A 24026-nucleotide genomic window follows, 5' to 3' on the forward strand; every position below is an offset into this window, starting at 1 on the left:
GGTGGGCAATCGGGTTAATTCATTACGGTAGTGTGCGCAAAATGGCGCGCACTGGGCTTGCATCTAATCCGGCTAGCTTTAAGGGAAGGGCGATTAATTCATAATCGCCTTCTGCCACTTGGTCTAGTACTAATCCTTCTAATATCGCCATGCGATGCGCTTTCACGCGTAAATGGGCTGACATCGTTTTAGAGGTTTCAGGGTCTAAAGAAGCGGTATCCACACCAATTAACTGGACTTGCTTCTCCGCCAGCAAATCAATGGTATCTGGGTGAATTGCCGGAAAGTGGCTATCCCATTCGGTTTGCGGGGCATTTACGTATAAGCGGAGCAACACTCTTGGCGGGCAATCGTCTAAAGCATGCTCGATATGGCTAGGCAACACCGTTGGCGCCACGCCCAGCACATGGATCACCCGACAGGTGCCTACATAGTAGTCTAGTGGCACGTCGGCAATCGCTAACCCGGCTTCATCATAGTGATATGGGGCATCTGCATGTGCGCCGGTATGCGGCGAGAGTTCTATTTTCCCTACGTTCACAGGGCAGCCCGGACCAATTTGCCACATTGGTTGAAGTGATACCTTGGTATCACCCGGCCAAATGGGGGTACCTGCATGAATCAGCGGGCTAATATCAATGATGTTTTTCATGTTGAACTCTGCAAAAGCGTTAATTAATCTTATGCAATTTATTGCGAAATAGGTGACGAAACTTGCGGCAGGTTTTGGCTGTTTGTGAAATAATCTGGCAAGAATTTGCATAAACTTGGAATTTCCTGCACATGAATGCATTAGATGTCATCGACCTAAAGATTCTGGCCTTGCTACAAGAAGACGGCCGGATGAGTAATCAGCTATTAGCAGAGAAGGTTGCCCTTTCTCCATCAGCTTGTTTACGTCGCGTGCGTTTATTGGAAGAGGCAGGGGCGATAGCGGGCTATCGGGCGATACTAGATGCGTCTCGATTAGGGCTAGAGCTAGAATCGATTGTGCAAGTATCAATGCGGCAAGATGTAGAGGGCTGGCACGAGCATTTTAGCGAGGCCATTCGCAATTGGCCGGAAGTGACGGCAGCCTATGTGGTGACGGGCGAAGCAAATTACATTTTGCGCGTTCGCGCCAAAAATCTGCACGAATACTCAGAGTTTGTGATTAACCAACTCTACAAAACTAAAGGCGTACAGGATATTCGTAGCAATATCATCATGCAGCGCTTAAAAGAAGAAGAGGGGAAAATCCCCCCTGATTTACTAGCCCTTAGCCAGAAACGAACGAGCAGTAACTAGATTGACTGCTTAAATGGAATAATCAGCCGGCAACACCAGCCAGCGGCTTGCCTTTCTGTTTCAATGCGGGCTTCGAAGCGATCTGCAATTTGTTTTACAATGGCTAAACCTAAGCCTGTTCCTGGGCGGCCTCGGCTGCTATCTCCTCTGGCAAATGCTTGCCAGAGTGTGGCGGATTCCTCCTCCGAAATCCCTTTTCCCGTATCAATCACTTCAACTACCAGTGCTTCACTATTTTGCGAGAGAATAAGCGAAACCGGTGGTTTGCCATGGTGTAGGGCATTATCAATAAGATTTTGAATGGCTCTTACTAGCAAGGTGACGTTGGCAGCTTTAAGTGGTCTGTCTAATGCCGAAGCATCAGACACTTGAAAACCTACTTCCGGAACATCTTTATAGATTTCTCGAAGTGTGCTGAATGCATCTGCAAAGCAAACTGTATGATCTACAGGTGCGGCGCCGGCGCGAACGTATTCTAAAAAGCTACCAATCAGCTGATCTGCCACATCCACGTTTCTAGAAATCATTGCCGCTTTTGTTGAAATGGCGGGATCATCGGGCAGTAAGGACGCCGCCGTTTTGATTCTGGCTAACGGGCTGCGCAGATCATGCGAAACCCCCGCTAAAAGTAGACTTCGCTCCGCCGATTGTTTTTCTTGCGCGGCTTTTAGCTGGTTATAGGTTTCTGCAATCAGAGAGATTTCTTGCGCCGTATACTTTGGCAGTGAGCCAACCGTTTGTTGGCCTTTAATGGCGGTTTCTATTTGGCGAAGTGGTTGAATAATCCGTTTTACTTTCCACCAGCTAATGCCGGCAATCGCTAAGAGCGATAGTAAAACAGCAAGGATTACTCTACCCCGTACCGCATTTTCAAGTAGCGGGCTATGAATCGCGAACCACTTGATACCATCTTTCTCGGTATTGAGTTCAATCCATAATTCATCGAAATTATCCGGATTAATTTGGATATTCCCAATGTGTAATCCACGTTCTTTTAAGGTATTTTTCAAGATCCAATTTCTAGGTGCAAACTGAATTAAAGGTTGCCTTCTAGCTGGTGCAGGGACGGCACGCAGCCCATCATTGGGGATGTTTTTTGGGTTTGTTTGAACAGTTAATAGGCTAGTTGCCCAACGGTTACTTAGTAACTCACTAACGGTTCGGTTACGTTCTAAGACAAACGTAAACCAAACAATCACGCTAATTAACACACTGAGCAATAAGTGGCTAAGGATGAGTTGCCTAAATAAACTTTTACGTTTCATGTATTACTCGAAGAAAGTAACCTAAACACATATCCCTCACCACGTACCGTCGCAATCGGGTCAAATAATGGGTCAACTTCCATTAGCTTTTTTCTTAACCTAGCAATTTGCACATCGACTGTTCTGTCTTGTGGACGGTAATTATCTGCTTGGGTGAGCTGACTAATGGTCTCTCTACTGAGCACTTGCCCTGCATGTTGGGCAAATGCATATAAAATTTTATATTCGATACTGGTGAGCGAGAGTGGCTGCTCATTAAGCGTCGCGATTCTAGATAATGGCTGGATTACCAACGCGCCAATTTGAATCAGCGATTCTGTATTGGGCGTGCTAAATGTATCTAAGCGCCGAAAATAAGACCGAATACGGGCAATCAGTTCTCTTGGCTCGAAAGGTTTTGCCAAATAATCATCCGCCCCCACTTCTAGCCCAATCACCTTATCAAATGGATCACCCCTTGCGGTCAGCATCACAATCCCTAATTGCGGCCAACGTTGCCGAAATCGCTTACAAGCATCCAAGCCATTGCCATCCGGTAGCATCACGTCGAGCAAAATGAGTGGCACAGGCTGGCTGACTAAGCCTTTTTCAGCCTCTGCTAAACGAAGGTAATGGTTTACCTGCCAACCTTCCCGACTAAGTAGTTCCGTCAGTAGCATCACCAGTTCTTCATCATCATCAATGATCGAAATTTGTTTCATTAACGTATCCATGGTTGGCAGTATAGGGCGCGGAGGCGCGGGTGTACGCAATTGTTACAGTGATGTCATATTTTGTCATTCGATGTCATCCACTGTCATGCTGTTTTCATGTTTAATGACATCATCCAAAACGCATAAACAGGAGTAATCACATGAAAACCCTATCGATGATCACCAAAACTAGTCTATTAGCCATGTCGCTATTGGCCGTGCTTGCAACTAGTAGCGTAGAAGCGCGTGAACGTAGCAGTACCAGCACCGGCTCAAGAGGAAATACATGGAGCCGATCTGTGGACCGTAGTCAAGGTGACGTATCGTCTTCTACTACCGTTAATGGGCAAGAAGTCGCAACACGAGACGTAGACCGCAGCAAAGGCGCAACGGATGCAGTCATTACCGGCAAAAATGGCAAAACGTTTAAACGTCAAAAATCGTACTCTAAAACTGGTTCAGAAACGACTTACACCGGTGCAAACGGCAAAGAAGTCACCAAAACCACCACTTACGGTAGTGGAGACGGAAGTAACTAACGCATTTCTGCTGAAACAAATCGCTAGATTCGGTTTGTCCGTATGCTGAATCTAGCTTGCAGATAGTTGAATCATCTATTTTAGAGAAAGTACTCGGATGACTTGGTTTGCCGCTAGCATCGTGCTCGCCACCCACCCATTAGACCAACCAGATGGCCCTTATCAAGTACAAGAAAACATTGTGCTATTTGAAGCACCTTCTAGAAGCTTGGCGCTGAAAAAAGCCGCAGAACATGGCTATAAAGAAACCATCGTGGATGATGATTTTGTAGTAAATGGTGTTCTCGCCAAAAAGCACTTTGCAGGGATAAGGAAGTTAATCAATATTCTAAACCCATACCCACTAGATCAAGACGAAGATCAACCCACCACGGGGACTGAAATTACCAATACAACGTTTGAGATCGCCAATCCTGATGATCTTTCTGCCTTCACCAAAGGCGAAGTGATCACGCTGAAGTACATTGATTAACACTAAAACGTGCTAAACATTTGCCAAAGATCAGATGTTTTATCCCTTTATTAAATAGCAGAGGTGTAAGATAGCTTGTCTAACCACTGCAAAAATAAAAGGGGACACAGATGCAATCTAGTCGAATTCAACTCGCCGAAGGTGGCTTATCTCTCTCCCGTATCGTGGCAGGCATGTGGCGAATGGCCGAATGGAACATGACCCCAACTGAACGCGCTGAATTAATTAATCAGTGTTTAGAACTAGGGGTCACCACGTTTGATCATGCAGATATTTATGGTGACTATGCGGTAGAAACACTCTTTGGCGAAGGCTTACAGCTTATTCCCTCTATTCGCGAAAGCATCGAAATTGTCACCAAATGCGGCATCAAATTAATTTCAGACAAAAAGCCATCCCACAGCTTAAAACATTACGACACATCTGCCGCGCATATTCGTGCATCGGTAGAAAACTCGCTCAAAGTATTGGGAACGGACTATATCGATGTACTGCTGATTCACCGCCCAGACCCATTAATGCACTATGATGAAATCGCAGAAATCTTCTCAAAGCTTGCCGCGCAAGGCAAAGTGAAGCACTTTGGGGTATCTAATTTCACGGCCACACAATTTAACGCCTTACATAAGCGTTACCCCTTGGTCACCAATCAAATTGAATTATCTCCACTGCAATTAAGCCCAATGGACGATGGCATGCTCGATCTTCTCCAAGATTTAGCCATCCCGCCCATGCTCTGGTCTGCCTTAGGTGGTGGTCGATTATTTAACCCTGTATTTTTACAAAGCGAAGCAGGGATTACCTTAAAAGGCATTGCCGAAGAATGGAATGTTAGCCTTACCACTCTCGTCTATGCGTGGTTGCTAAAACTCCCATCTCATCCACTGATTCTGACCGGTAGTGGCAGAATCGAAGCGATAGAAGAAGCCGTACAAGCATGCGACCTATTGCTAGACCGCATTACGTGGTTCAAGATTTTAGAAGCAGTGAGAGGGTGTGAGGTGGCGTAGTTAATAACAAAATGCTGTCGAGGTTGATAAGTTCCATCTATACCCTCTCTGATCTTTACCTGACGATCCTATGGCATTTATTGGAAACGGATCATCCATTTCAATTAATGTAACCTGATCGGGTCCCCAGAAAATAACTGCATATAATGAGAAAGAGTTATATCTATAAGAATTTGTCTTTCGATTTAATTCTTCTCCTTTAATTACTTGTGCATTAACCTTATATTGCTTACCTGTATTTTCGTATTTTGCACATACAGTAACTACTTGATAATTTTCTGCTTGAGCTGAAAAACAAATATTATAAAATACTATAAAAGCAATTGTTTTAGTTAGTAATAGTTTAAAATTTTTCATTTTATGCCTAAATATAATTATGTGTATTTTAAATATAGATTGGTTTTTTTATTTTTCAATATTTAAAAAATTGTTTTTTTAAATATATTGGATTTGTATTGTTCTGAAATGTTATTGATATTGGTAAACCACTTCAAAATTAGGTTGTAACTTACCTTATTCTACTGATGCGCCTTTCCTCATCTTCAGATAGAATCCGCGACACTTATCACGATCTTTTCGTCATCCAACACCCAAGATAGCCACAAGCTGTTACGGGATGTGAAAGACACCATACCAAGGAGTGTTTTCTTATGAGTAGTATCAAATCCGTTTCTTCCGTTCGTAGTGGCGCCGATGTATTGCTAGAAATCCTCGAAAATGAAGGGGTGGAGTACATTTTCGGCAATCCAGGCACAACCGAACTTCCTCTGATTGATGCATTCTTACGTCACCCAGATGTGAAGTATGTGTTTGCCCTACAAGAAGCTTCTGCAGTGGCGATGGCCGATGGCTACGCGCAAGCGGCAAAGAAACCGGGTTTTGTGAACCTCCACACTGCCGGTGGTTTAGGCCATGGTATGGGGAATTTGATCAACGCCAAAGTTGCGCAAACCCCAATGGTGGTAACAGCAGGTCAGCAAGATTTACGTCATACCTTAACTGATCCGCTACTTTATGATGATTTAGTCAGCATTGCTCGCCCATCTGTGAAATGGGCACAAGAAGTTACCAATGCAGCACAATTGCCGGTGTTGTTACGCCGTGCATTTAATGATGCCAACGCAGCGCCTCGTGGCCCGGTCTTCTTATCACTTCCAATGGATGTGATGGAACAGATGACAGATGTCTCTACTGATGGCCGCTCTCAAATTAACCGTGATTATATTGCCGGTAGTTTAGATGAGTTGGCACATGAACTAGCGATTATCCCTGCGGGTAGAATCGCGATTATTGCTGGCGATGAAATTCATGATTCAGATGGATCAGACGAAGTTGTTCAACTAGCAGAATTGCTAGGCGCACATGTGTATGGCTCTTCTTTCCCTGCTCGGATTCCGTACCCAACAGCACACGCCTTGTGGCGTGGCAATATGCCAACTAACGCAAAGTTAATTTCTGAAATTCTACAGAATTACGATGCCATTCTGGGCTTGGGTGGAAAATCGCTGATTACGATTTTATATAGCGAAATCCCTGCGATTCCTGCGGGTTGCTTGGTTTACCAATTATCTGCCGACCCTACCGATCTTGGCCGTACGTACGAAACCCGTTTTTCTACTATTGGTAATATCAAAGCTTCTCTACAAGTGTTAATCCCGTTGCTAAATGCAGAATTGCGTAAGCATCAAATTAATAATCAAGCCTTGCTAGAGGCCGCCAAAGCAGAAAAGGCAGCAAAGCGCTTGCAATTAGCCGAATCTGTACAGGCTGCGTATGATGACGCGCCGATTTCTCCGTTAGTGGCCGCCTACGAAGCCGCCAGAGTAATTGGGCCAGAAATTGCGATTGTGGATGAAGCATTAGCCACAACCCATGCCCTTCGCCAAAGCTTAAATAGTGATTGCCCCGGGCAGTATTCCTTCTTCCGTGGTGGTGCGCTGGGTTGGGCGATGCCTGCGGCAGTGGGTTTTAGCTTGGGACGAGGTAGGGCACCAGTGGTGTGTTTTGTCGGCGATGGTGCTGCCATGTATTCGCCTCAGGCACTTTGGACTGCCGCACATGAAAAACTGCCAATCACGTTTGTGGTGATGAATAACTTGGAATACAACATTCTGAAAAACTTCATGCGCGGGCAGTCTCACTATACCTCTGCGCAAACCGGTAACTTTGTCGCGATGGATATTATTAACCCAGCGGTTGATTACCAAGCCCTAGCCACTTCCATGGGCGTCACCGCTTGCAAGATTACTAAGGCATCTGAAATTGCACCAGCGATTGAGGCCGCTATCAAGAATGGCCAAACTAACCTGATTGAAATTATGATCGGGAAGTAATTTCACGTTCCACTTTGTATTTCAGCGACAAAAACTAGGGCGGTCTACTTGATCAAGTAGGTCGCCTTTTTTATTAGATAGTACGGAAGAAAATACAGATACGCGATTTGAATGAACGGGTCGTTGGGATAAAAAAATCCCTCTGGCCTCACGACCAGAGGGAAATGCCCACAACATACCGGTTGGTAGCCATATGAAGGCTGGTGGATCCCCCCAAACCAGCCTATTCATGCCAACCAGTGTTGCCCGGTTTGCACGACCTACTTAGATGTAGTAAGCCATGACGTAAGTCATAATGCCCACGAATGAGCAGAAGATTAGACTGTGTTTCAAGGTGAAACGTAGCAAGTCAGATTCTTTACCTACCAAGCCAACCGCCGCGCAAGCCACAGCGATAGATTGTGGAGAAATCATCTTACCTGTCACACCACCAGTAGTGTTTGCTGCTACAAGCAAGGTATCCGATACACCAAGTTGGTGAGCGGTAGTGGCTTGTAGTGAGCTGAACAACGCATTAGATGAAGTATCAGAACCAGTTAAGAACACACCCAACCATCCCAAGAATGGAGAGAAGAATGGGAATGCAGAACCAGTTGCTGCTAGTACCAACGCTAGGGTTGATGACATACCAGAGTAGTTAGCAACAAAGGCAAACGCCAACACCATACCAATAGAGATGATTGGGCGTTTTAGTTCTACTAGGGTTTCTTTGAAGGTACGGATACCATCTGCTGGTTTCATTTTCAGCACAATCATACTGATGATTGCTGAAATCAGAATGGCACTACCAACTGCATTGAACCAGTCAAACTTCAGAATTGCTTCGTATGGTTTGGCTTCGGTCACAATCGGAGGCATTTTCATTACTAGATTGTCTAGGTGTGGAACATGGAATTTAATTACCCAGTTCTCTAGCGAACCACCTTTTGCGAACAATGCTTTGAATGGCTTGATACTCCAGATTGTTACCATCACGGTAAGAATCAAGAATGGAGACCATGCTTTAAAGATTTGACCGCCAGTGTATTTCACTGTGGATGTTTTTGCTGCAACCGCTGCCGTACCTTCTTTTTTCGCAAAAGTGAAGATGTTCTTTGGTTGCCAGAATTTTAGGAACACAGTCAAACATACCAAGCTAACTAGCGCAGAAGTAATATCAGGTAACTCTGGGCCAACGTAGTTAGATGTGAAGTACTGTGTAATCGCAAAAGAAGCACCTGCAACCAATACTGCTGGCCATGTATCTTTCACGCCTTTAAAGCCATCCATCATCATCACTAGCCAGAATGGCACGATCACAGACAAGATAGGCAATTGGTGACCAGCAACCGCACCAATGTGGAATGGATCAATACCGGTTACCTGACCTGCAACAATAATAGGAATACCCATTGCACCAAAGGCAACTGGCGCGGTGTTTGCAATCAAACACAAACCAGCAGCGTATAGCGGGTTGAAACCTAGGCCAACTAGCAAAGCAGCGGTAATCGCTACTGGCGCGCCGAAACCTGCAGCACCTTCTAGGAACGCACCGAAAGAGAAGCCAACTAGCAGCATTTGCAAGCGCTGATCTTCGGTAATAGAAAGTACAGATGCGCGGATCACATCAAACTGGCCTGTTTTCACGGTAATTTTGTACAAGAAAACAGCGGTGATAATAATCCAGGCAATAGGCCATAAGCCGTAGGCAAAGCCATAAGCAGCAGCGGCAAATGCTATATCAACTGGCATTTTGTAAGCAGCAATGGCAATGACTAACGCGATTACAACGGTAATCGTGCCAGCAATGTGGCCTTTCATGCGAAATACAGCTAACGCAAGAAAGAAGAAAATAATAGGTACAGCTGCTACAAATGCAGATAGCCCCAAGCTACCTAGCGGTGCATAGACTTGTGTCCATGTTGGCATGAGAGGTTCCTCCATGAACTGATGCCTGCATCTTTTGTGCGGTCATTCAGCTCAGTTTTTGTTAGTGTTTGCCTCATCGGCATTTTGTTTGTTTTGCCTTGCGTATTTACATCACAAGGCAAGTGATGATCGATTTGGGTGTTATGGGCTGGTCATCGCTTTTTTGGGTGTCTCCTCAAGTTAGATGAAGTGTTTCCGGCTTATTATTTAGTTGCCGGTTGTTGTACAGGCATCGAGTAGCGCTTCAATGCTGGCGTATTCGATACCACTATGTTCTGTCAGACCAATCTGACAAGTACGGCTCATAGAGACACCGTGCTGACAGCTATCTGGCAGTTGTTTTTTCAATTTGCGTAGACCATTTGCGTTTAGCTCTGGTAACTCAAATCCTTTGTTGCCAGCAAAACCACAGCAAGCAATGTCTGGCACATTAATTTTTTGTGCGCAGGCACTAGCGAGTGCAACTAAATGCGAACCTGTACCCATGCGGCTTGCGCTACAAGGGACATGAACTGCGAGTTCACCAATTTGTTTGCTGACTTTGACGTTTGGCAGCACTTGTTGGCGCAAGAAAGTAGCTGCATCAAATAGCTTCAGACGACTATCTAATTTGCCTTCTTGCTGTGCTTGCATAATGCGGTAGGCGCATGGGCTGTTATCTAGGTAAACCGGTAACTCACCATTTTTAGATGCCGCTAATAGCGCACCATTTAGGCTGGTTGTCGATTCATCTGCCGCTTCTTTTGCATTGGCAGAGATAAACGGCTGCCCACAGCATAGTTTGTCCATTTGTGGTGGGAAGACCGGATCAAACCCTGCTTTTTGTAAGAGGCTAATCGTATGTTCTGCCAAGCTTTGTTGGCCGGTTGTACCTTCTGCCACTGTGCGGTTAACACAGCTCACGAAGTACACCACTGGCGATTTGCCACGTAGAGCAGGTGCCTGAATCTGACGTGCCGCCTTTGGCATGCTCGCCGGCAGAATAGGAATACCTTTAAAGGTTTTATGAAGCGCTTTGGTGGCTTCGTTCATGCTATCAGCGCCTAGGACGTGGCTTAGACGGATGGCAATGCGTGTCCCACGCGTCATCCATTGCATATTGCGGGCAGCAAAACGAGCACGGCCAGTTTTTTTGCTATCACCCTTTAGCTTCTTCATTAATTCGCCAGTATTAATGCCAACTGGGCAACGGGTGGCACACATGCCGGTGGCGGCACAGCTATCTACACCCGCATATGGATAGTGTTGACGGTAATACGCTAGTTCATCTGCTGCCTTGCCTGAACGGCGAAGGTCTTCCATGCGTCTCCACATCACAATCCGCTGACGTGGGGTGAGGCTTAGCCCATTAGACGGACAGGCTGCTTCACAGAAACCACATTCAATACATTTATCGACAATTGGGTCTGCAGCAGGCAAGCGCTTGATGTTTTCTAAGTGAACAGAGGCATTACCACTAATAATGACATCAGGGTTGAGCAGGTTTTCAGGATCAAACAGGTGTTTGATTTCGCACATAATGGCGTAAGCAGCATCACCCCATTCTTGTTTCACAAATGGCGCAACGTTTCTACCTGTACCGTGTTCAGCTTTTAGTGATCCACCAAAGCGATCAGCCACTAATTCAGCAATGGCTTTCATAAAGCCATCGTAACGGGCAACTTCGCTAGGGCTTTCTAGATCTGGTGCAAAGACGAAGTGAAGGTTACCTTCTAAGGCGTGACCGAAGAGTAGGGCATCTGGGTAGCCGTGTTCATCGAACAGGGCGGTTAATCCACGAACGCCTTCTGCTAGGTGATCAACAGGGAAGGCTACATCTTCAATAATAACGGTCGTACCCAGTGCGCGAGTTGCACCCACGGCAGGAAATAGGCCTTTACGCACAATCCAATAGGTTTCGCAAACAGCAGGGTCAGTAGAAAAACCACTGTAAGCAGAAGGGTGGAAGTCTTCTAATACTTTACCAATGTGGGCGATTTGTTTATTTAGCGTTTCAGCATCTGCACCATGGGTCTCGATTAGTAGACAAGCTACTTGATCGCTAATGGTTTGGTACATAAAGTCTGGCAGGCCTTTTTTGTTCTGCACGGCACGAATACTGCGAGAATCAATCAGTTCTACCGCTTCAACCGGTGCGCTTTCACGAAGTGCCGTTACTGCGCGGCAACAGTTGTCTAATTCATCAAACAATACCAAGCAAGATGCCTTGTGCGGATGATCTGCAACCGTGTTGAAAGTCACTTCACTAATGAAGCCCAATGTACCTTCAGAACCCACCATCAGGTGGCTTAGCATGTCGATTGGATCGGTATAGTCCAATAAAGCGTTAATGCCGTAGCCAGTGGTGTTTTTTAGGCGATACTTGTGACGTACTTTTTCTTTTAACGCTTCATCTGCCTGAATGCGGCCAGACAATTGCATTAAGCCGTTTAGTAGGTTTTTGTGGCTAACACGGAAATTCGCTACAGATGACGTATCGCTTGTATCAAGGATCGTGCCATCAGCGAGCATCACACGTAGGTGTTGAAGTGTGTGGTAGGTATTGTGGTGCGTACCACAGCACATTCCAGAAGAGTTGTTTGCAACAATCCCGCCAATTTTCGCCGCACCAATCGATGCAGGATCGGGACCAATTTTCTTGCCAAAAGGAGCGAGCAATTTATTCGCTTGCGCACCAATCATGCCTGGTTTGACTTTGAGTTGCGCGCCATGATTCAGCACTTCACCCTGATCAAAACCATCACCCATTACCACTAAGATGGAGTCACTCACTGCTTGACCAGACAAACTCGTACCTGCCGCACGGTAGGTAACCGGTAGTTTGTGCTGATTGGCCGCCGCCATAATTGCACTAACCTCCGCTTCATTGTCTACCCGAATCACAATCTTCGGAATCAGACGATAGAAGCTTGCATCTGTCCCATAAGCCAATGTAGACATTGGATCGGTAAACAGACGATTTGTAGGCACTTTTGTGCAAATTTCCTCATAGAAGGCCTGGTAGGCAGCGGGCAATTGATGCGTCATGATCAGTGTTTCTCTCGCTCTTTGAGTAATTGGTGTAGGGTCTTCGGTGCCGGTTTCATTGGCACGTGGTTTTGTGTCCAACCGGCTTGTTGTACCGGTGTTAGTGCGCGTAAATGGCTAGCCGTCCAGCCAAATAAGCGATAATTTCTGGATTTACCCATTACCCCACGCCAAGTACGCCATGCCAGCGTTTCCTTGGTTGTTCTTGCTGCGCCTTGGCCTTTTAGTGGATGCGCAACCGATTCGTTGGCATCGCGTTGGCTTTCTTCACGTAAGCGCATCAGCATTTCAGGGATAGGAATTTTGACTGGGCAAACCTCACCGCAAGCGCCGCATAGGCTAGAAGCGGTAGGTAAGTCGGCCGTGTTTTCAAGCCCCAATAAGTGAGGAGAAATGATTTCCCCAATCGGACCTGGGTAAGTCGTGCCGTAAGCATGCCCACCAATGCGGGTATACACTGGGCAATGGTTCATACAGGCGCCACAACGAATACACTGCAAGGTTTTGCGTAGTTGGGTATCTGCGTAAGCCTGGCTACGACCATTGTCTAGCAAGACCAAATGCACTTCGCGCGGACCATCTAATTCTCCCGGTTTACGAGGAGAAGAGATCATGTTGAAGTAGGTGGTAATGGGTTGGCCAATAGCCGAACGGGTGAGTAGGCTATATAGCGGCACGACATCCGACAGTTTTTCGACGACTTTTTCGATACCGGTAATCGCGATGTGCATATCCGGAATTGTCGTACACATACGGCCATTACCCTCGTTTTCCACCAAACAAAGGGTACCGGTTTCAGCTACCGCAAAGTTCACACCGGATACACCCACATCTGCAGTCATGTACAGATGGCGCAGCGCATTGCGACCAATCTGAATCAGTTCATCTACATCTTCTGTGTAAGGTGTTTGTGGAATATTTTCGCTAAATAGTTTCGCGATTTGCGCTTTGGTCTTGTGAATGGCCGGCATAATAATATGCGTTGGTTTTTCACCCGCCATCTGGACGATATATTCGCCCATATCACTTTCAACCGCGGTAATCCCTTTGGCTTCTAAATGGTGATTCAGCTCGGTTTCTTCACTGACCATCGATTTGCCTTTTACCACCAATTTTCCTTGGCGGCTGGCAATCAGCTCTTCAATAATCTGATTCGCTTCTGTGGTGGTTTCTGCCCAGTGAACCTTTACACCATTAGCAGTTAATTGCGCTTCTAGTTGTTCTAGCAGGCTAGGTAGCTTCGCTAAACAACGTTGGCGAATGGTTTCGCCTAGTTTTCGTAATTGCTGAAGTTCATCTTCATCTGGAAAAGCAGAACGGCGCTTATTCATTAAGAAGTCCATTGCGGTACGAAGACTCGTCCGCAATTCGCCGTCTTTTAATGCTTCACGCGCGTTTTGTTTAAATTCACGAGATGGATAAATAGTGACTGGATGTTGGCTCATTGTGCATCCTCCAAGTCAGCTGGAGAGATATCATCCGGCAAGCAAGCAAAGACGATGACATCTTTCGGACCGTGCGCACCATAAGCTAGGGTTAGCTGAATATCAGCTGTTTTAGATGGGCCGGATACCAAAACTGCATTGGTAGGCATGCCTTTTTCCCAATTTAGGCCACTCATGGCACTAAAAAAGTCTGGGTAAAGAGTGCTGGTATCAAACAGAATAAAATGCGTTGGCGGCACTAGACTCATGCTTCTAGGTGCTGCTGCATTTGGCCATAAAACCAAGGTGCCCGTTTTGGCGATGCCGCAAAGGCAATCGGTGATACTCGCATCAATTTTATTAAACAGCGCTTCTTTCCATTCCTCGATTGGCTTATCAAAGCGCCAAACATCGGTTGCTTGGGTTGCTTGGGTTGATAGAGCTGCACTGGCCATGTCGCCAAGAGAAGAATTTGGTACAAGAAAGTTTTGGATTTGGCGCTGGCTAATCTGCGTTTTTAGCGCGTCAGTCCAGTGGGCTTGTGTCGTCCAGATAATTTCTGTTTTCACGGAGCGCATCATGCTTGCCCAATGGCGCAATAAGGTAATGCGATCTGCCTTGGTAGCAAACTTTTCGAAATAAGCTGCGGTATCTGGTTCTACAACCGGTGTCGTTGGCGCAGCTTTCAATCTGGCAAAAATATTGGCTCTCGCGTTCATGCTTTGCCTCCTGTACGTTCAAGGAGGAAGCTCGCTAAATGGCGACCATTAAAAGTCGCATCGCCATCTTTTGCCAATTTTCCATTGATATTCATTAAGCAGCCGCAATCAGCGGTAATGAACTCATCTGCGCCAGTTGTTTTTAGCGAACGCGCTTTGTCTGTCACCATCGCACCAGAAATATCTGGGTGTTTTACCGAGAAAGTACCGCCAAACCCACAGCACTCGGATTCATGATCATGTACAAGGCGTTCTACATTTGCTAGACGGTCGACTAATGCCCAGCTATTGATGTGGACATCCATTTCACGTCTGGCACTACAGGATGTGTGGACGGCAATTTTGGTTGGTTCGCCCAAATCTTTTGGCTGCCAATCCAATACATTTAGCAAAAAGTCACTGAATTCAACAATACGGCCAGCAATTTCATTGGCAATGGCTTCGTCTTTATCACCAGCAAATAGGGTCGGCCAATGGTGTTTCATCATGCCGCCACAAGAGCCAGAAGGCACAACTACCGGCCAATCTTCAGGGAATAGAGATAACTGAGCACGGGCAACTTCACGTGCTTCTGCAGGGTGTCCGCTTGTGTAAGCAGGTTGGCCACAACAGCTTTGAGCCATTGGAAAATGAACGTTGATACCAAGCTTTTCTAACAAGGTAATTGCATCCATACCTGCGTTTGGAACAAAGATATCGATCAAACAGGTACCAAAAAAGTACACATCCCTTGGAATTGGGCGCTCGCTCTCTTGGTTAGAGGTGTTGGTGTTGTGGGCCATCTCTTTTCCTTTGTAAATTGGTATTACCAATTAATTTTGTTTGTTGTCACTTTATTATGAAAATTTATTCAAGTCAATCAATGGTTTCGGTAACAATATTGAAATGTGGTAGGTTTGTACTATAATTGGTCATACCAATATTAATGACGTATGCCTGAAAGATGCCTTGCTGCTGCGCATTCGGTAAAATACATCCCAATTAAAAGTGAATCAGAAGAGAGACCTAGTCCCGCATGTCTTACCAAAAAATTAATGTGCCAAGGCTGGCAGATGCCATCATGGAACAGCTAGAGCAGCAAATTATTGAAGGGGTGTTAAAGCCTGGCGCACGCTTGCCTGCTGAGCGGGTATTAGCTGAACAACTAGGCGTTTCTCGCCCTTCGCTTCGGGAGGCGATTCAAAAACTATCTGCCAAAGGACTAATCATTAGCCGGCAAGGCGGGGGTAACTATGTATCTGATCAGCTTGAGACGGCTTTTTCAGATCCATGGGAAAAGCTCATCCGTGAAAACGAAGGCTTACACGACGATGTTTTAGAGTTTCGGCGGGCAATGGAAGGGGTGGTAGCAGGCATGGCGGCAGAACGTGCAACAGATGCCGACCGTAAACACCTAGAAGATTTAATCAAACAACTGCGTGCTGCGTATGATGGGGAAGACCTTTCAGCCCAATCTGCAGCCGATGTGGCATTTCACCAAGCGGTAGCGGAGGCCTCCCACAATGTGTTGTTTGCTCACTTAGTTAGTAGCTTATTACACATGCTGCATCGAAATATTGAAGATAACATCGCTAATCTATTCGCTAGCGGTTCAGTTGCCGCTACCTTATTAGGTCAACATGAAGATGTATGGCAAGGCATCAAAGAAAGAGACCCAGTAAAAGCGAGAACCGCAGCAGAAGCGCATATCGATTTTGTTGCCAAAACCATGGCACACTTTCGGGACGAAAAAGAACGGCTAAAACGAGCTAAACGCCGATTAGGTGAAGATGCTTGATCATTGCGCGTTAGGTAGTTTCTATTGCTTGTGAAGCTACCTATTTATTTTGTCTAACTTGATGATTAGCTCATTTACCGTTGTTGTAAGCTAGGCTTAAACTCTCCAAAGCGTCTTTTCTGTTGCGTTTCTTCGTCTTCCCCACCATGTTCTGTGTAGATCAAACCTTTCATACCGTGCCGGATGCTGTATTCCCTGTAGAGTAACCCTGTTTCTTCGCAAGATTGTTCTCGGTGATGAATGGCTAAGAGAGCACCTCGTTCCCACTGATAGACATCGTAATAGAAATTCATCCCTGCACAGCCTGCATTATCAATCCCGCTTTGCAGAAGTTGCTGAGTTGCTGAAACCGATAAATTACTCATTGAAGATAATTGGGTGTGGTACACAAAGGTTTTAGACTTGGGTGAGTAAAGCCAAACATCCGAAACCCGATTTCGGCATTGCCCATCGGTACATCCTGTTATCCAAATATCTGTCCACTCATCAAAATTGAGATCGACACCTTTTATCTCTGGAGGCTGTTGATAAGTAAATTGGCTAGTGAGTGAATGCTTGCCAATACGTAGCTTTACTTTCTGCGCTATTGCTAAGTTTGGCAGAGAGGCCGCCAAAAGTGCTGCCGGGGGCGTTCCGCTCTCAATCAATATATGACCTGCTAGTGCAGTGTTGGGGATGCTCAATAAGTACACAGAAAAGATCAGCGCAGCTATCGAAACAAAATGTTTGATTTTTGAGTGGCTCATTGTGTTTTCTTTTCAGTATATTGGATACAAAATAAAACATAGGCGACCATTATTTATACAAATACGACCTAATGTGGTGCGCTTTGCTTAGTTGTGGTGCATGTTAATGACATTATTCCATTTAACTATAAGAAATATTAATTAAACAATCCCTAAACATGTCCTTATTTATATCTAAGTATAAATACTTAGGGTTTGTGCTCTTTTTTTGGGCATTTGGCATGGATGTTGCTGAGTATTGTTTACAAAAATATAGAAATAGATGAGGGACTGTCAAAGATGGATCCCTCGCGTAAAACAGCAATCAGTGACTGGGGAAATGTCATGCTACAAAGTCAAACAATGCGGCTAAATGCCAGAGAGAAATCATGGTTACCATGGTTCGGTAAAACCGGTAAGTTGGCGATGCGTTGGGCCACGTATCAAAATCGCTATCGGTATGAATGGTTAGAAAGTGCATTTGAAGGAATTGCACAAACTAGGGTAAGAATCCTTACCGAGTGGGCTAATCAACAATGGTCACATTTGCAAGGTATGGCGCAATCGATTGCGCTAACTGGTGTACCAACGTCAGATTGGTTAGCTCACCGTTTGCGTATTTGTAAGGACGCTTCAGAACTCTTTTTGCTATCTGCAGAGGGCGAAGTAAAGGCCAGTAGTTATGCAAAGCATGTTGGTATGCGGGATATACCGCAAAAGACGTTACCTTATGTGAAGAAAGGTCCTTTTCTATTTGGCCCTTATCTAGACCCGATGACCGAGTTGATCGGAAAAACCACTTCTGAGTTTCATGATGCCGTGACCTTGTTGTTTATGCTCCCAGTTTCTATTGGCAATGAACTTCAATTCATCCTTTGTGCGAGAGTACCAAATGATGTGTTGGGCGATCTGATTCAACGAGAAGGTGGGCATGTCTTTCATGAATCTGGCGATAACTATCTGTTTATGGCGGAATCAATCGTTGAGCCTGCAATAAAGCCTGGGACTGCCTTGTCACGCTCCCGCTTTGAAGATAACTCATTTAGCTTAGGGGATAATCTGAAGGATGGCGTTAAAACCGCCTACGGCACGGTAAAGGTAAATCGGCATACCGAGTTTGAACTAGTATTTAATGACCCTGCCACGAAGCAACTTCACCCCGGCGTCAGAGAAACTATTGCCAATGGTCAAAACCTGTTTGTTACTTATCCGGGTTATTCAGATTATCGTCACATCCCTGTGATTGGAAAAGGTGTTACGTTTAAGCTACCAGGCGCAGTCGATAAATGGGGATTAATGTGTGAGGCGGATCTTGAAGAGGTTTATCGCCTTAGACCGCTGAGTTACCGTGGCACCAGAAAATTACTGGCATTCTCCGTGGTCTCTTTTCTAGCCGCGATGATTGCGACGCTGACTTTTCATTTTGGAGAGACTGGCGCCTTGGTGAGTTGTGGCATTGCGATGTTGTTTTCAACCTTCATGCTACACCAAACCTACCTGAAAAAACTATCCAAACGCTTATCTGAAACGGCCAAAGTGGTACAAGCAGTAGCGGAAGGAGGGGGTGATCTTTCAAAACGATTAGAAAAACCCGGTCAGTACCGAGATGAAATTACTGCGACTTCCCAATGGGTAAATAGTCTTCTTGATAATATGGAAACCATGATAGGCAGCATCATGCATATTAATAAAGAAGTTAGCCATGCCAATAAAGCCCAAATGGATGCAGGAAAGATGACCGGTGAGCGCGCAGAAGAAGTATTTTCAGCCATGCAAAATATTTTGCGTTCCTTAGAAGATCAATTACAGGAAATATCTGTTGCTACCACACAAGCAGATTCAATGAAAATTGAAATTGCGAATGCATTTGCAACCGCGCAAGGGCAGTTTAGATCACTAGATAAAATGTCGAGCGATATTCGTCTTCGAATTAGCGGCTCAGCACAAACAATTGGCGATTTACAGCAACGTACCGCAGAAATTGATCATATTGTTTTAGTGATTAAAGAAATTGCTGATCAAACAAATTTATTGGCTTTAAATGCAGCTATTGAAGCCGCTAGGGCAGGGGAAACCGGCAGAGGGTTTGCTGTCGTAGCAGATGAAGTGCGTAAATTAGCAGAGCGTACTAGACAAGCTACTTTGCAAATTAGTGGAATGATTACTGGCGTGCAAGACCAAGCAGCGGTGGCGGTGACTTCTATGCAATCTAGTATGTCGGAACTTGAAGTTGGCCTAAAATTAGCCGTCGAAAGTGCTGCGGATAGAACCGATACCGAAAAAATGGTGAGCAATATGCTCGATACGATTCAGCATATTGCAGAGTCTTGTATTTCTCACTCCACTTCTATTCAAAGTATTACTGGCACAGCGGAAGCGATGCGTGTTGCTTTAGATGATTCGGAACAAAGTTTAGAAGAAGCGGCAGTTGCTGTAGACAAACTCGATAATTTAACGGCGAAATTTAAAGTCGCTATCTGATATTTTTCAAACTAATGATTAGCACACGCAAATTCCACTTGCGTGTGCAAATTCTCCTTCTATACTTATCCTTGGAACATGCCAATTTGTTAAAGCTATGATAATGGGCTTATGCGTTTATCTTGTAGAAATGACAAGTTAATTTCAAGGGTGAAATAGAATGATTAAATTAGATGCAATCAATATCAAGGCAAAGCTATTGCTCTTAGTAATGCCATTTATTGTGTTGATTATTATCTTTGCTACGCTTTTTGCCTTTGATCGTTATCAGTCTTATCAGCAGTTAAACTCTGCCATGTCTCTGGTTAACGTGTCGGAAAATTCCTCCACGCTGATTGATACTTTGCAAACTGAACGTGGATTAACCAATGGTTTTCTGAATGGGCAAGGCGATTTACCTGCGCCACTTCAAGGGGCGCGTGGTAAAACAGACGCAGCCTTTGATTCATTCAAACAACTGGGTGATCAATTAACCGATCCTGCAGTGAGTGAAGATGTTAAAAAACTCACCTCCTCTATTTCTTCTCTTATTAGCATGCGCAGCCAAATTAATAGCCGTTCTGCTGCCGCGTCAGACGTGTTTAAAGCCTATAGCCAACAAATTGAAGGATTAATTCAGTTAATTTCAGGATTAGGACAGATTAGTAAAGAAAGTAAGCTTGCTAGCTACAGCGTTAGCTTGAGTAACCTACTGTGTGTGAAAGAGTTTGCCGGGCGTGAGCGTGGTTTCGTGAATGGTGTGTTGAGTAAAGGCGCCTTTGACCAAGCATCTTTTGCCCAAGCAAAATCATTAGAAGCGCAACAAAATGCATGTCTTGCACAATTTAAGCAACTATCTAGTGATGCAGTGGTTGCTAGCACTGCATCACTATTGCAATCACCTGAGTTTGCTAATGTCGATGCAATAAGAAAACAAGTTTATGGCGCAGAACTTGGTAGCCCTGCAGCCATTAAACCTGCAGAGTGGTTTTCTACTACTTCTGCTCGTATTGGCAAATTATTGGCTATTAATCAATTTCTATTGCAAGCGCTAAAAACAGATGTATCGGCCGCTTTAAATACAGCGAAAAATCAACTTATCCAAGTACTTGTGGGCGCAGGCGGGCTGATTGCCCTTGTTGGCGTATTCGCCATCCTTATATATCGCAGTATTCATCAACCGATTGTAAAGCTAGAAAACACTATTTTAGAGATGAGTCAAAAGCTAGACTTAACGCTAAAAGCCGATGTAAATGGTAAGAATGAAATAACCAGCATCTGGAATGCATTAAGTAAATTGATTCACTCTATCAGCCAATCACTGAACACAGTGAAAACACATGCACACCAGCTAGAAGGTGCATCAAGTACATTACTGAATGTGGCAGATCGTTCTGCCAAGAATAGTGATATTCAAAGCAATGCATCCGCCTCGATGGCTGCAGCGGTAGAGGAAATGTCTGCGGGTATTTCGATGGCGAGTGACAATATTCAAGAGAATATGAAAGCATCTCTAGATATGCAGCAGCGGGTTCAACATGGTTGGGAGCGAATTCACTCTACCGCCAAAGCTGTAGAGTCTACCGCCGAAGCGGTTGGACATGCAGGTAATGTGATTTCCACATTAGAAGAGAAATCAGCCAATATTCGCCACATTATTACCGCGATTCGCACCATTGCCGACCAGACAAATTTGTTAGCATTAAATGCCGCGATTGAAGCGGCGCGTGCGGGAGAGCAAGGTAGAGGTTTTGCGGTGGTGGCAGACGAAGTGCGTAAGTTGGCCGAGCGTACAGGTAGAGAAACCGTAGGTATTACTACCTTAATTGAAGAAATTAATTCGGAAACCGCGGCCGCCTCTGCAGACATGCAAAATGCCAAAGAAAGTATGAGTTTATCTTTAGGATTAATTAGCCAAACGCTAGAAGACCTAGATGGTATTCATGACATGGCAAAAAATGTGTCTATTAACAGCCAAGATTCTGCCTCTGCAATGCAAGAGCAAACAGCAGCAAGTAATGATGTGGCAGAAAACATTAGTCGAATTGCTGCACTTTCAGAGGAAACGTCTGACGTCGTGCAATCTGCGGCCAATTTGGCTAAACAGCTATCTCATTCTTCATCCGAGCTAGTTAGTCAGGTAGATAAATTTAAGCTTGATTAGGTTTTTTGAACACGGTCTGCTGACTCTCTCTCCTAGGCAGACCGTGCTTCTTTTCTTTCCAAATAATCAATTTGCTGATTAGTTCGCCAGATAAATCCTTTTTCATGTATTAAAAATACAGAAATTTTTTTGTTTTTATCTATTTTCTATTGCAATTTGCAAAGATAAGCATATTATTTTGTCATTGAATTTTAAAGTAAGTGACATCAAGAGGTAATATGCGCGTAAAAATATACGAAGACATGCACGGATCAAAAATTTTACTGGTCCGCGATGATTTTGTATTTTCAGATTTGCCAACCGATCGTTTAGCAACAATTCGACCGCAGTTGAAATACCCTTACTCTGTGAAGGAGTCTCAACTATATTCAATGGGTGTAAATGTAGGGGTCGCCATTCCTGCGCTTATTTCTAACGGATATTGCTTTTTGTAAGATCTGGCGGGAGAAATGAGCTGAATCCACATTGGTGTACTCAGCTCATTTTATAAAGAGTTACTTGCCTGGACGACCAGTTTTTACTATTTCAACTGCTGCTAAAGCCGCTTTTAGCTGATCACCATTTAGCTTGTTTAGTGCAATCAAGCCCGCACGTAGTAATTCACTTTTCTTGATAGATACATTCAAGCCGAGTGCTTTTTCTTTCAGTACATCAATCAGATCATAGTCATCCTTAGGCATCGTGAAACTATCACGCACTACCTTGGTTTTCTTTTTCTTCTTTTCTACCGCTTCTACAACAGCCACTGTTTCCACTTCGGTTTCAACTGGTGCCACGGCTTTAGTTGGCGCTGCTTTAACGGCTAATTCTACTTTAGGGGCTGGGCTTGGTTTTGCTGCTGGTGCAGCGGTTACTTTCTTAGCGACAACAGGTTTGCTTGCAGGCGTTGCCGATGGTTTGTTTTCTACTGCTGCAGGTTTTTCCGCTGCTGGTTTTGCGGCAGTATTCGTCGCCGGTTTTGCTGAGCGAACAGGTGGTTTTTTGGCGTTATTGTTGGGGGTAGACATAAGCAAGCCTCAATCATGAATTGATATAAACAGTATATATAGTATATTTTTGAGGGGAGTAAAACAATCTGATTTTTATGACAGTTTTATTACTAACTACTTGAGTTTAAATGACTATTTAGTGGCGTCTTGGTAATTCGTGAACCGGCTTATCATGTATTAAATGATGAATTAAACCCATTCTTAATCCAGGAGGAGAGGGGATCATCTCCTCAATGCCGAGTGTCTTAAACACAGCCAGCATAATCGCTAAGCCTGCAGGTAAGATGTCAGATCTTCCTAGTGGAAGCATTTGTTGAATTTGGCGATCAATCTTGCCTGTATTTAGTAAATAAAGAGATAGTCGAAGTAAGCCTTCGTGCGTAATCCCTGTTTTACCTTTCGGGTTTAACTCTAATGCTTTTAATACCTTTGCTAAAGCCCTAGACGTGCCCGAGGAACCGATCGCAATCTCCCAATCATGAGATCGATAATGTTCTACCATCGGCGCTAAGATGAGCGATGCTTGCCATTCTGCCTCTTGAAGTGCAGATGAAGAGATCTTGCCTTGGGGGAAGAATAGAGGGCTAAAAGAGCCACTACCCATTGGAAAACTATCGATCAAGAAGGGCATATCACCCTTGCCTGTGATGATTTCTGTTGAACCGCCACCAATATCAACGACTAATTTTTTTTCTGGTAATTCAGGCATGGCGTGACAAACACCCGAATAGACCAATCTAGCTTCTTCCTGACCAGATATTACCTTGATTTTAAAGCCTAATTTATCTTCTGCAGACTTTAAAAAATGGGCTGCGTTTTCAGCAATGCGCACAGTATTGGTGGCAACCGCTTTTACCCGATGCTGCTGAAATCCATTAATACGTTTACCAAATCTTTCTAACGCTTCCCAAGCGCGTGAAAGTGCTTTTTCATTTAAATGATTGTTTTGTAGGCCTTCAGCCAATCTCACCGGTTCTCGTAAGGTTTCTAGTGTCACAATTTTTTCTGTCGTATTGGCCGGGTGTTTGCCAATGGTCATTCTAAACGCATTCGAACCCAGATCAATTGCAGCAAATAGTTGATGATCAGAAGGCATGGAATATCCTTAAATGAAATCGCTACGCAGGAAAAAATTGTTGTGTATAAAACTGTGTATACGGTATTACCTCATGCGTGAGTTACAACTTGATGACAATTAAATGACGTTTTTATATTGCTGGTGAGTTGAATAGTTA

At 44.7% G+C, this 24026-nt stretch carries 20 protein-coding genes; 8 read left to right on the forward strand and 12 right to left on the reverse strand.

Translation table 11 applies throughout. From position 1 onward, the window contains the following. Positions 1-22 precede the first annotated feature (22 nt). Positions 23-652 carry an arylformamidase gene (gene kynB / locus LIN78_RS15040; RefSeq protein ID WP_227181682.1) on the reverse strand — a complete coding sequence of 210 codons (630 nt, stop codon included), beginning with the start codon at positions 650-652 and terminating at the stop codon, positions 23-25. 131 nt (positions 653-783) lie between these two features. Between kynB and LIN78_RS15045 the strand changes: the two genes are divergently transcribed. Then, positions 784-1287: an Lrp/AsnC family transcriptional regulator gene (locus tag LIN78_RS15045; RefSeq protein ID WP_227181683.1), complete on the forward strand. Its 504-nt coding sequence runs from the start codon at positions 784-786 to the stop codon at positions 1285-1287. On the opposite strand, the gene LIN78_RS15050 is transcribed toward LIN78_RS15045, so the two are convergent. Next, positions 1284-2552 (reverse strand): sensor histidine kinase, encoded by a 1269-nt coding sequence (locus LIN78_RS15050; protein WP_227181684.1) that lies wholly within the window; start codon positions 2550-2552, stop codon positions 1284-1286. The two genes, LIN78_RS15045 and LIN78_RS15050, sit on opposite strands and share 4 nt — an antisense overlap. Further along, positions 2549-3253 carry a response regulator transcription factor gene (locus tag LIN78_RS15055; RefSeq protein WP_227181685.1) on the reverse strand — a complete coding sequence of 235 codons (705 nt, stop codon included), beginning with the start codon at positions 3251-3253 and terminating at the stop codon, positions 2549-2551. Before LIN78_RS15055 ends, LIN78_RS15050 begins: the two co-directional genes overlap by 4 nt. Before the next feature lie 152 nt (positions 3254-3405). Between LIN78_RS15055 and LIN78_RS15060 the strand changes: the two genes are divergently transcribed. The 3 genes from LIN78_RS15060 (at position 3406) to LIN78_RS15070 (ending at position 5265) form a co-directional block, all read left to right on the forward strand. Further along, a complete protein-coding gene (locus LIN78_RS15060; RefSeq protein ID WP_227181686.1) occupies positions 3406-3783 on the forward strand; it encodes a hypothetical protein in 378 nt (125 codons plus the stop codon). 97 nt (positions 3784-3880) lie between these two features. Beyond that, positions 3881-4255: a DUF4288 domain-containing protein gene (locus LIN78_RS15065; RefSeq protein WP_227181687.1), complete on the forward strand. Its 375-nt coding sequence runs from the start codon at positions 3881-3883 to the stop codon at positions 4253-4255. A 110-nt stretch (positions 4256-4365) separates the two neighbouring features. Further along, on the forward strand, positions 4366-5265 hold the full coding sequence (locus LIN78_RS15070) for an aldo/keto reductase (protein ID WP_227181688.1): 900 nt from the start codon (positions 4366-4368) through the stop codon (positions 5263-5265). Here LIN78_RS15070 and LIN78_RS15075 read toward each other — a convergent pair whose 3' ends face one another. Further along, a complete protein-coding gene (locus tag LIN78_RS15075) occupies positions 5266-5622 on the reverse strand; it encodes a hypothetical protein (RefSeq protein ID WP_227181689.1) in 357 nt (118 codons plus the stop codon). A gap of 293 nt (positions 5623-5915) precedes the next feature. On the opposite strand from LIN78_RS15075, the gene LIN78_RS15080 reads away from it, so the two are divergent. Next, the gene (locus LIN78_RS15080) at positions 5916-7598 is read left to right on the forward strand and encodes a thiamine pyrophosphate-binding protein (protein ID WP_227181690.1); all 1683 of its coding nucleotides are present in this window, start codon (positions 5916-5918) and stop codon (positions 7596-7598) included. A gap of 264 nt (positions 7599-7862) precedes the next feature. On the opposite strand, the gene lldP is transcribed toward LIN78_RS15080, so the two are convergent. The 5 genes from lldP to LIN78_RS15105 all read right to left on the reverse strand — a co-directional run bounded on the left by lldP (position 7863) and on the right by LIN78_RS15105 (position 15458). Continuing rightward, complete coding sequence (lldP, locus tag LIN78_RS15085) at positions 7863-9506, reverse strand: L-lactate permease (protein ID WP_227181691.1); 1644 nt, start codon at positions 9504-9506, stop codon at positions 7863-7865. A 207-nt stretch (positions 9507-9713) separates the two neighbouring features. Then, entirely contained in the window at positions 9714-12614 is a 2901-nt protein-coding gene (locus LIN78_RS15090; RefSeq protein WP_227181692.1) for an FAD-binding and (Fe-S)-binding domain-containing protein, read from the reverse strand. After that, entirely contained in the window at positions 12536-13978 is a 1443-nt protein-coding gene (locus LIN78_RS15095; protein ID WP_227181693.1) for a LutB/LldF family L-lactate oxidation iron-sulfur protein, read from the reverse strand. Before LIN78_RS15095 ends, LIN78_RS15090 begins: the two co-directional genes overlap by 79 nt. Further along, positions 13975-14676 carry a LutC/YkgG family protein gene (locus LIN78_RS15100; RefSeq protein WP_227181694.1) on the reverse strand — a complete coding sequence of 234 codons (702 nt, stop codon included), beginning with the start codon at positions 14674-14676 and terminating at the stop codon, positions 13975-13977. Before LIN78_RS15100 ends, LIN78_RS15095 begins: the two co-directional genes overlap by 4 nt. Beyond that, a complete protein-coding gene (locus LIN78_RS15105; RefSeq protein ID WP_227181695.1) occupies positions 14673-15458 on the reverse strand; it encodes a (Fe-S)-binding protein in 786 nt (261 codons plus the stop codon). The genes LIN78_RS15100 and LIN78_RS15105 overlap by 4 nt, the downstream gene beginning before the upstream one ends. 233 nt (positions 15459-15691) lie before the next feature. Between LIN78_RS15105 and LIN78_RS15110 the strand changes: the two genes are divergently transcribed. Next, on the forward strand, positions 15692-16453 hold the full coding sequence (locus LIN78_RS15110; RefSeq protein ID WP_227181696.1) for an FCD domain-containing protein: 762 nt from the start codon (positions 15692-15694) through the stop codon (positions 16451-16453). 74 nt (positions 16454-16527) lie between these two features. On the opposite strand, the gene LIN78_RS15115 is transcribed toward LIN78_RS15110, so the two are convergent. Continuing rightward, positions 16528-17199: an XAC2610-related protein gene (locus LIN78_RS15115; RefSeq protein ID WP_227181697.1), complete on the reverse strand. Its 672-nt coding sequence runs from the start codon at positions 17197-17199 to the stop codon at positions 16528-16530. Positions 17200-17523: 324 nt separating this feature from the next. On the opposite strand from LIN78_RS15115, the gene LIN78_RS15120 reads away from it, so the two are divergent. After that, entirely contained in the window at positions 17524-19659 is a 2136-nt protein-coding gene (locus tag LIN78_RS15120; protein ID WP_227181698.1) for a methyl-accepting chemotaxis protein, read from the forward strand. Positions 19660-19819: 160 nt separating this feature from the next. Continuing rightward, positions 19820-21802: a methyl-accepting chemotaxis protein gene (locus LIN78_RS15125; RefSeq protein WP_227181699.1), complete on the forward strand. Its 1983-nt coding sequence runs from the start codon at positions 19820-19822 to the stop codon at positions 21800-21802. A gap of 494 nt (positions 21803-22296) precedes the next feature. On the opposite strand, the gene LIN78_RS15130 is transcribed toward LIN78_RS15125, so the two are convergent. Both LIN78_RS15130 and LIN78_RS15135 read right to left on the reverse strand, forming a co-directional pair. Further along, entirely contained in the window at positions 22297-22809 is a 513-nt protein-coding gene (locus LIN78_RS15130; RefSeq protein ID WP_227181778.1) for a hypothetical protein, read from the reverse strand. Between the two features lie 118 nt (positions 22810-22927). After that, entirely contained in the window at positions 22928-23887 is a 960-nt protein-coding gene (locus LIN78_RS15135; protein ID WP_227181700.1) for a Ppx/GppA family phosphatase, read from the reverse strand. Positions 23888-24026: the final 139 nt, after the last annotated feature.

Source organism: Leeia speluncae, assembly GCF_020564625.1.
Taxonomy (GTDB): Bacteria; Pseudomonadota; Gammaproteobacteria; order Burkholderiales; family Leeiaceae; genus Leeia; species Leeia speluncae.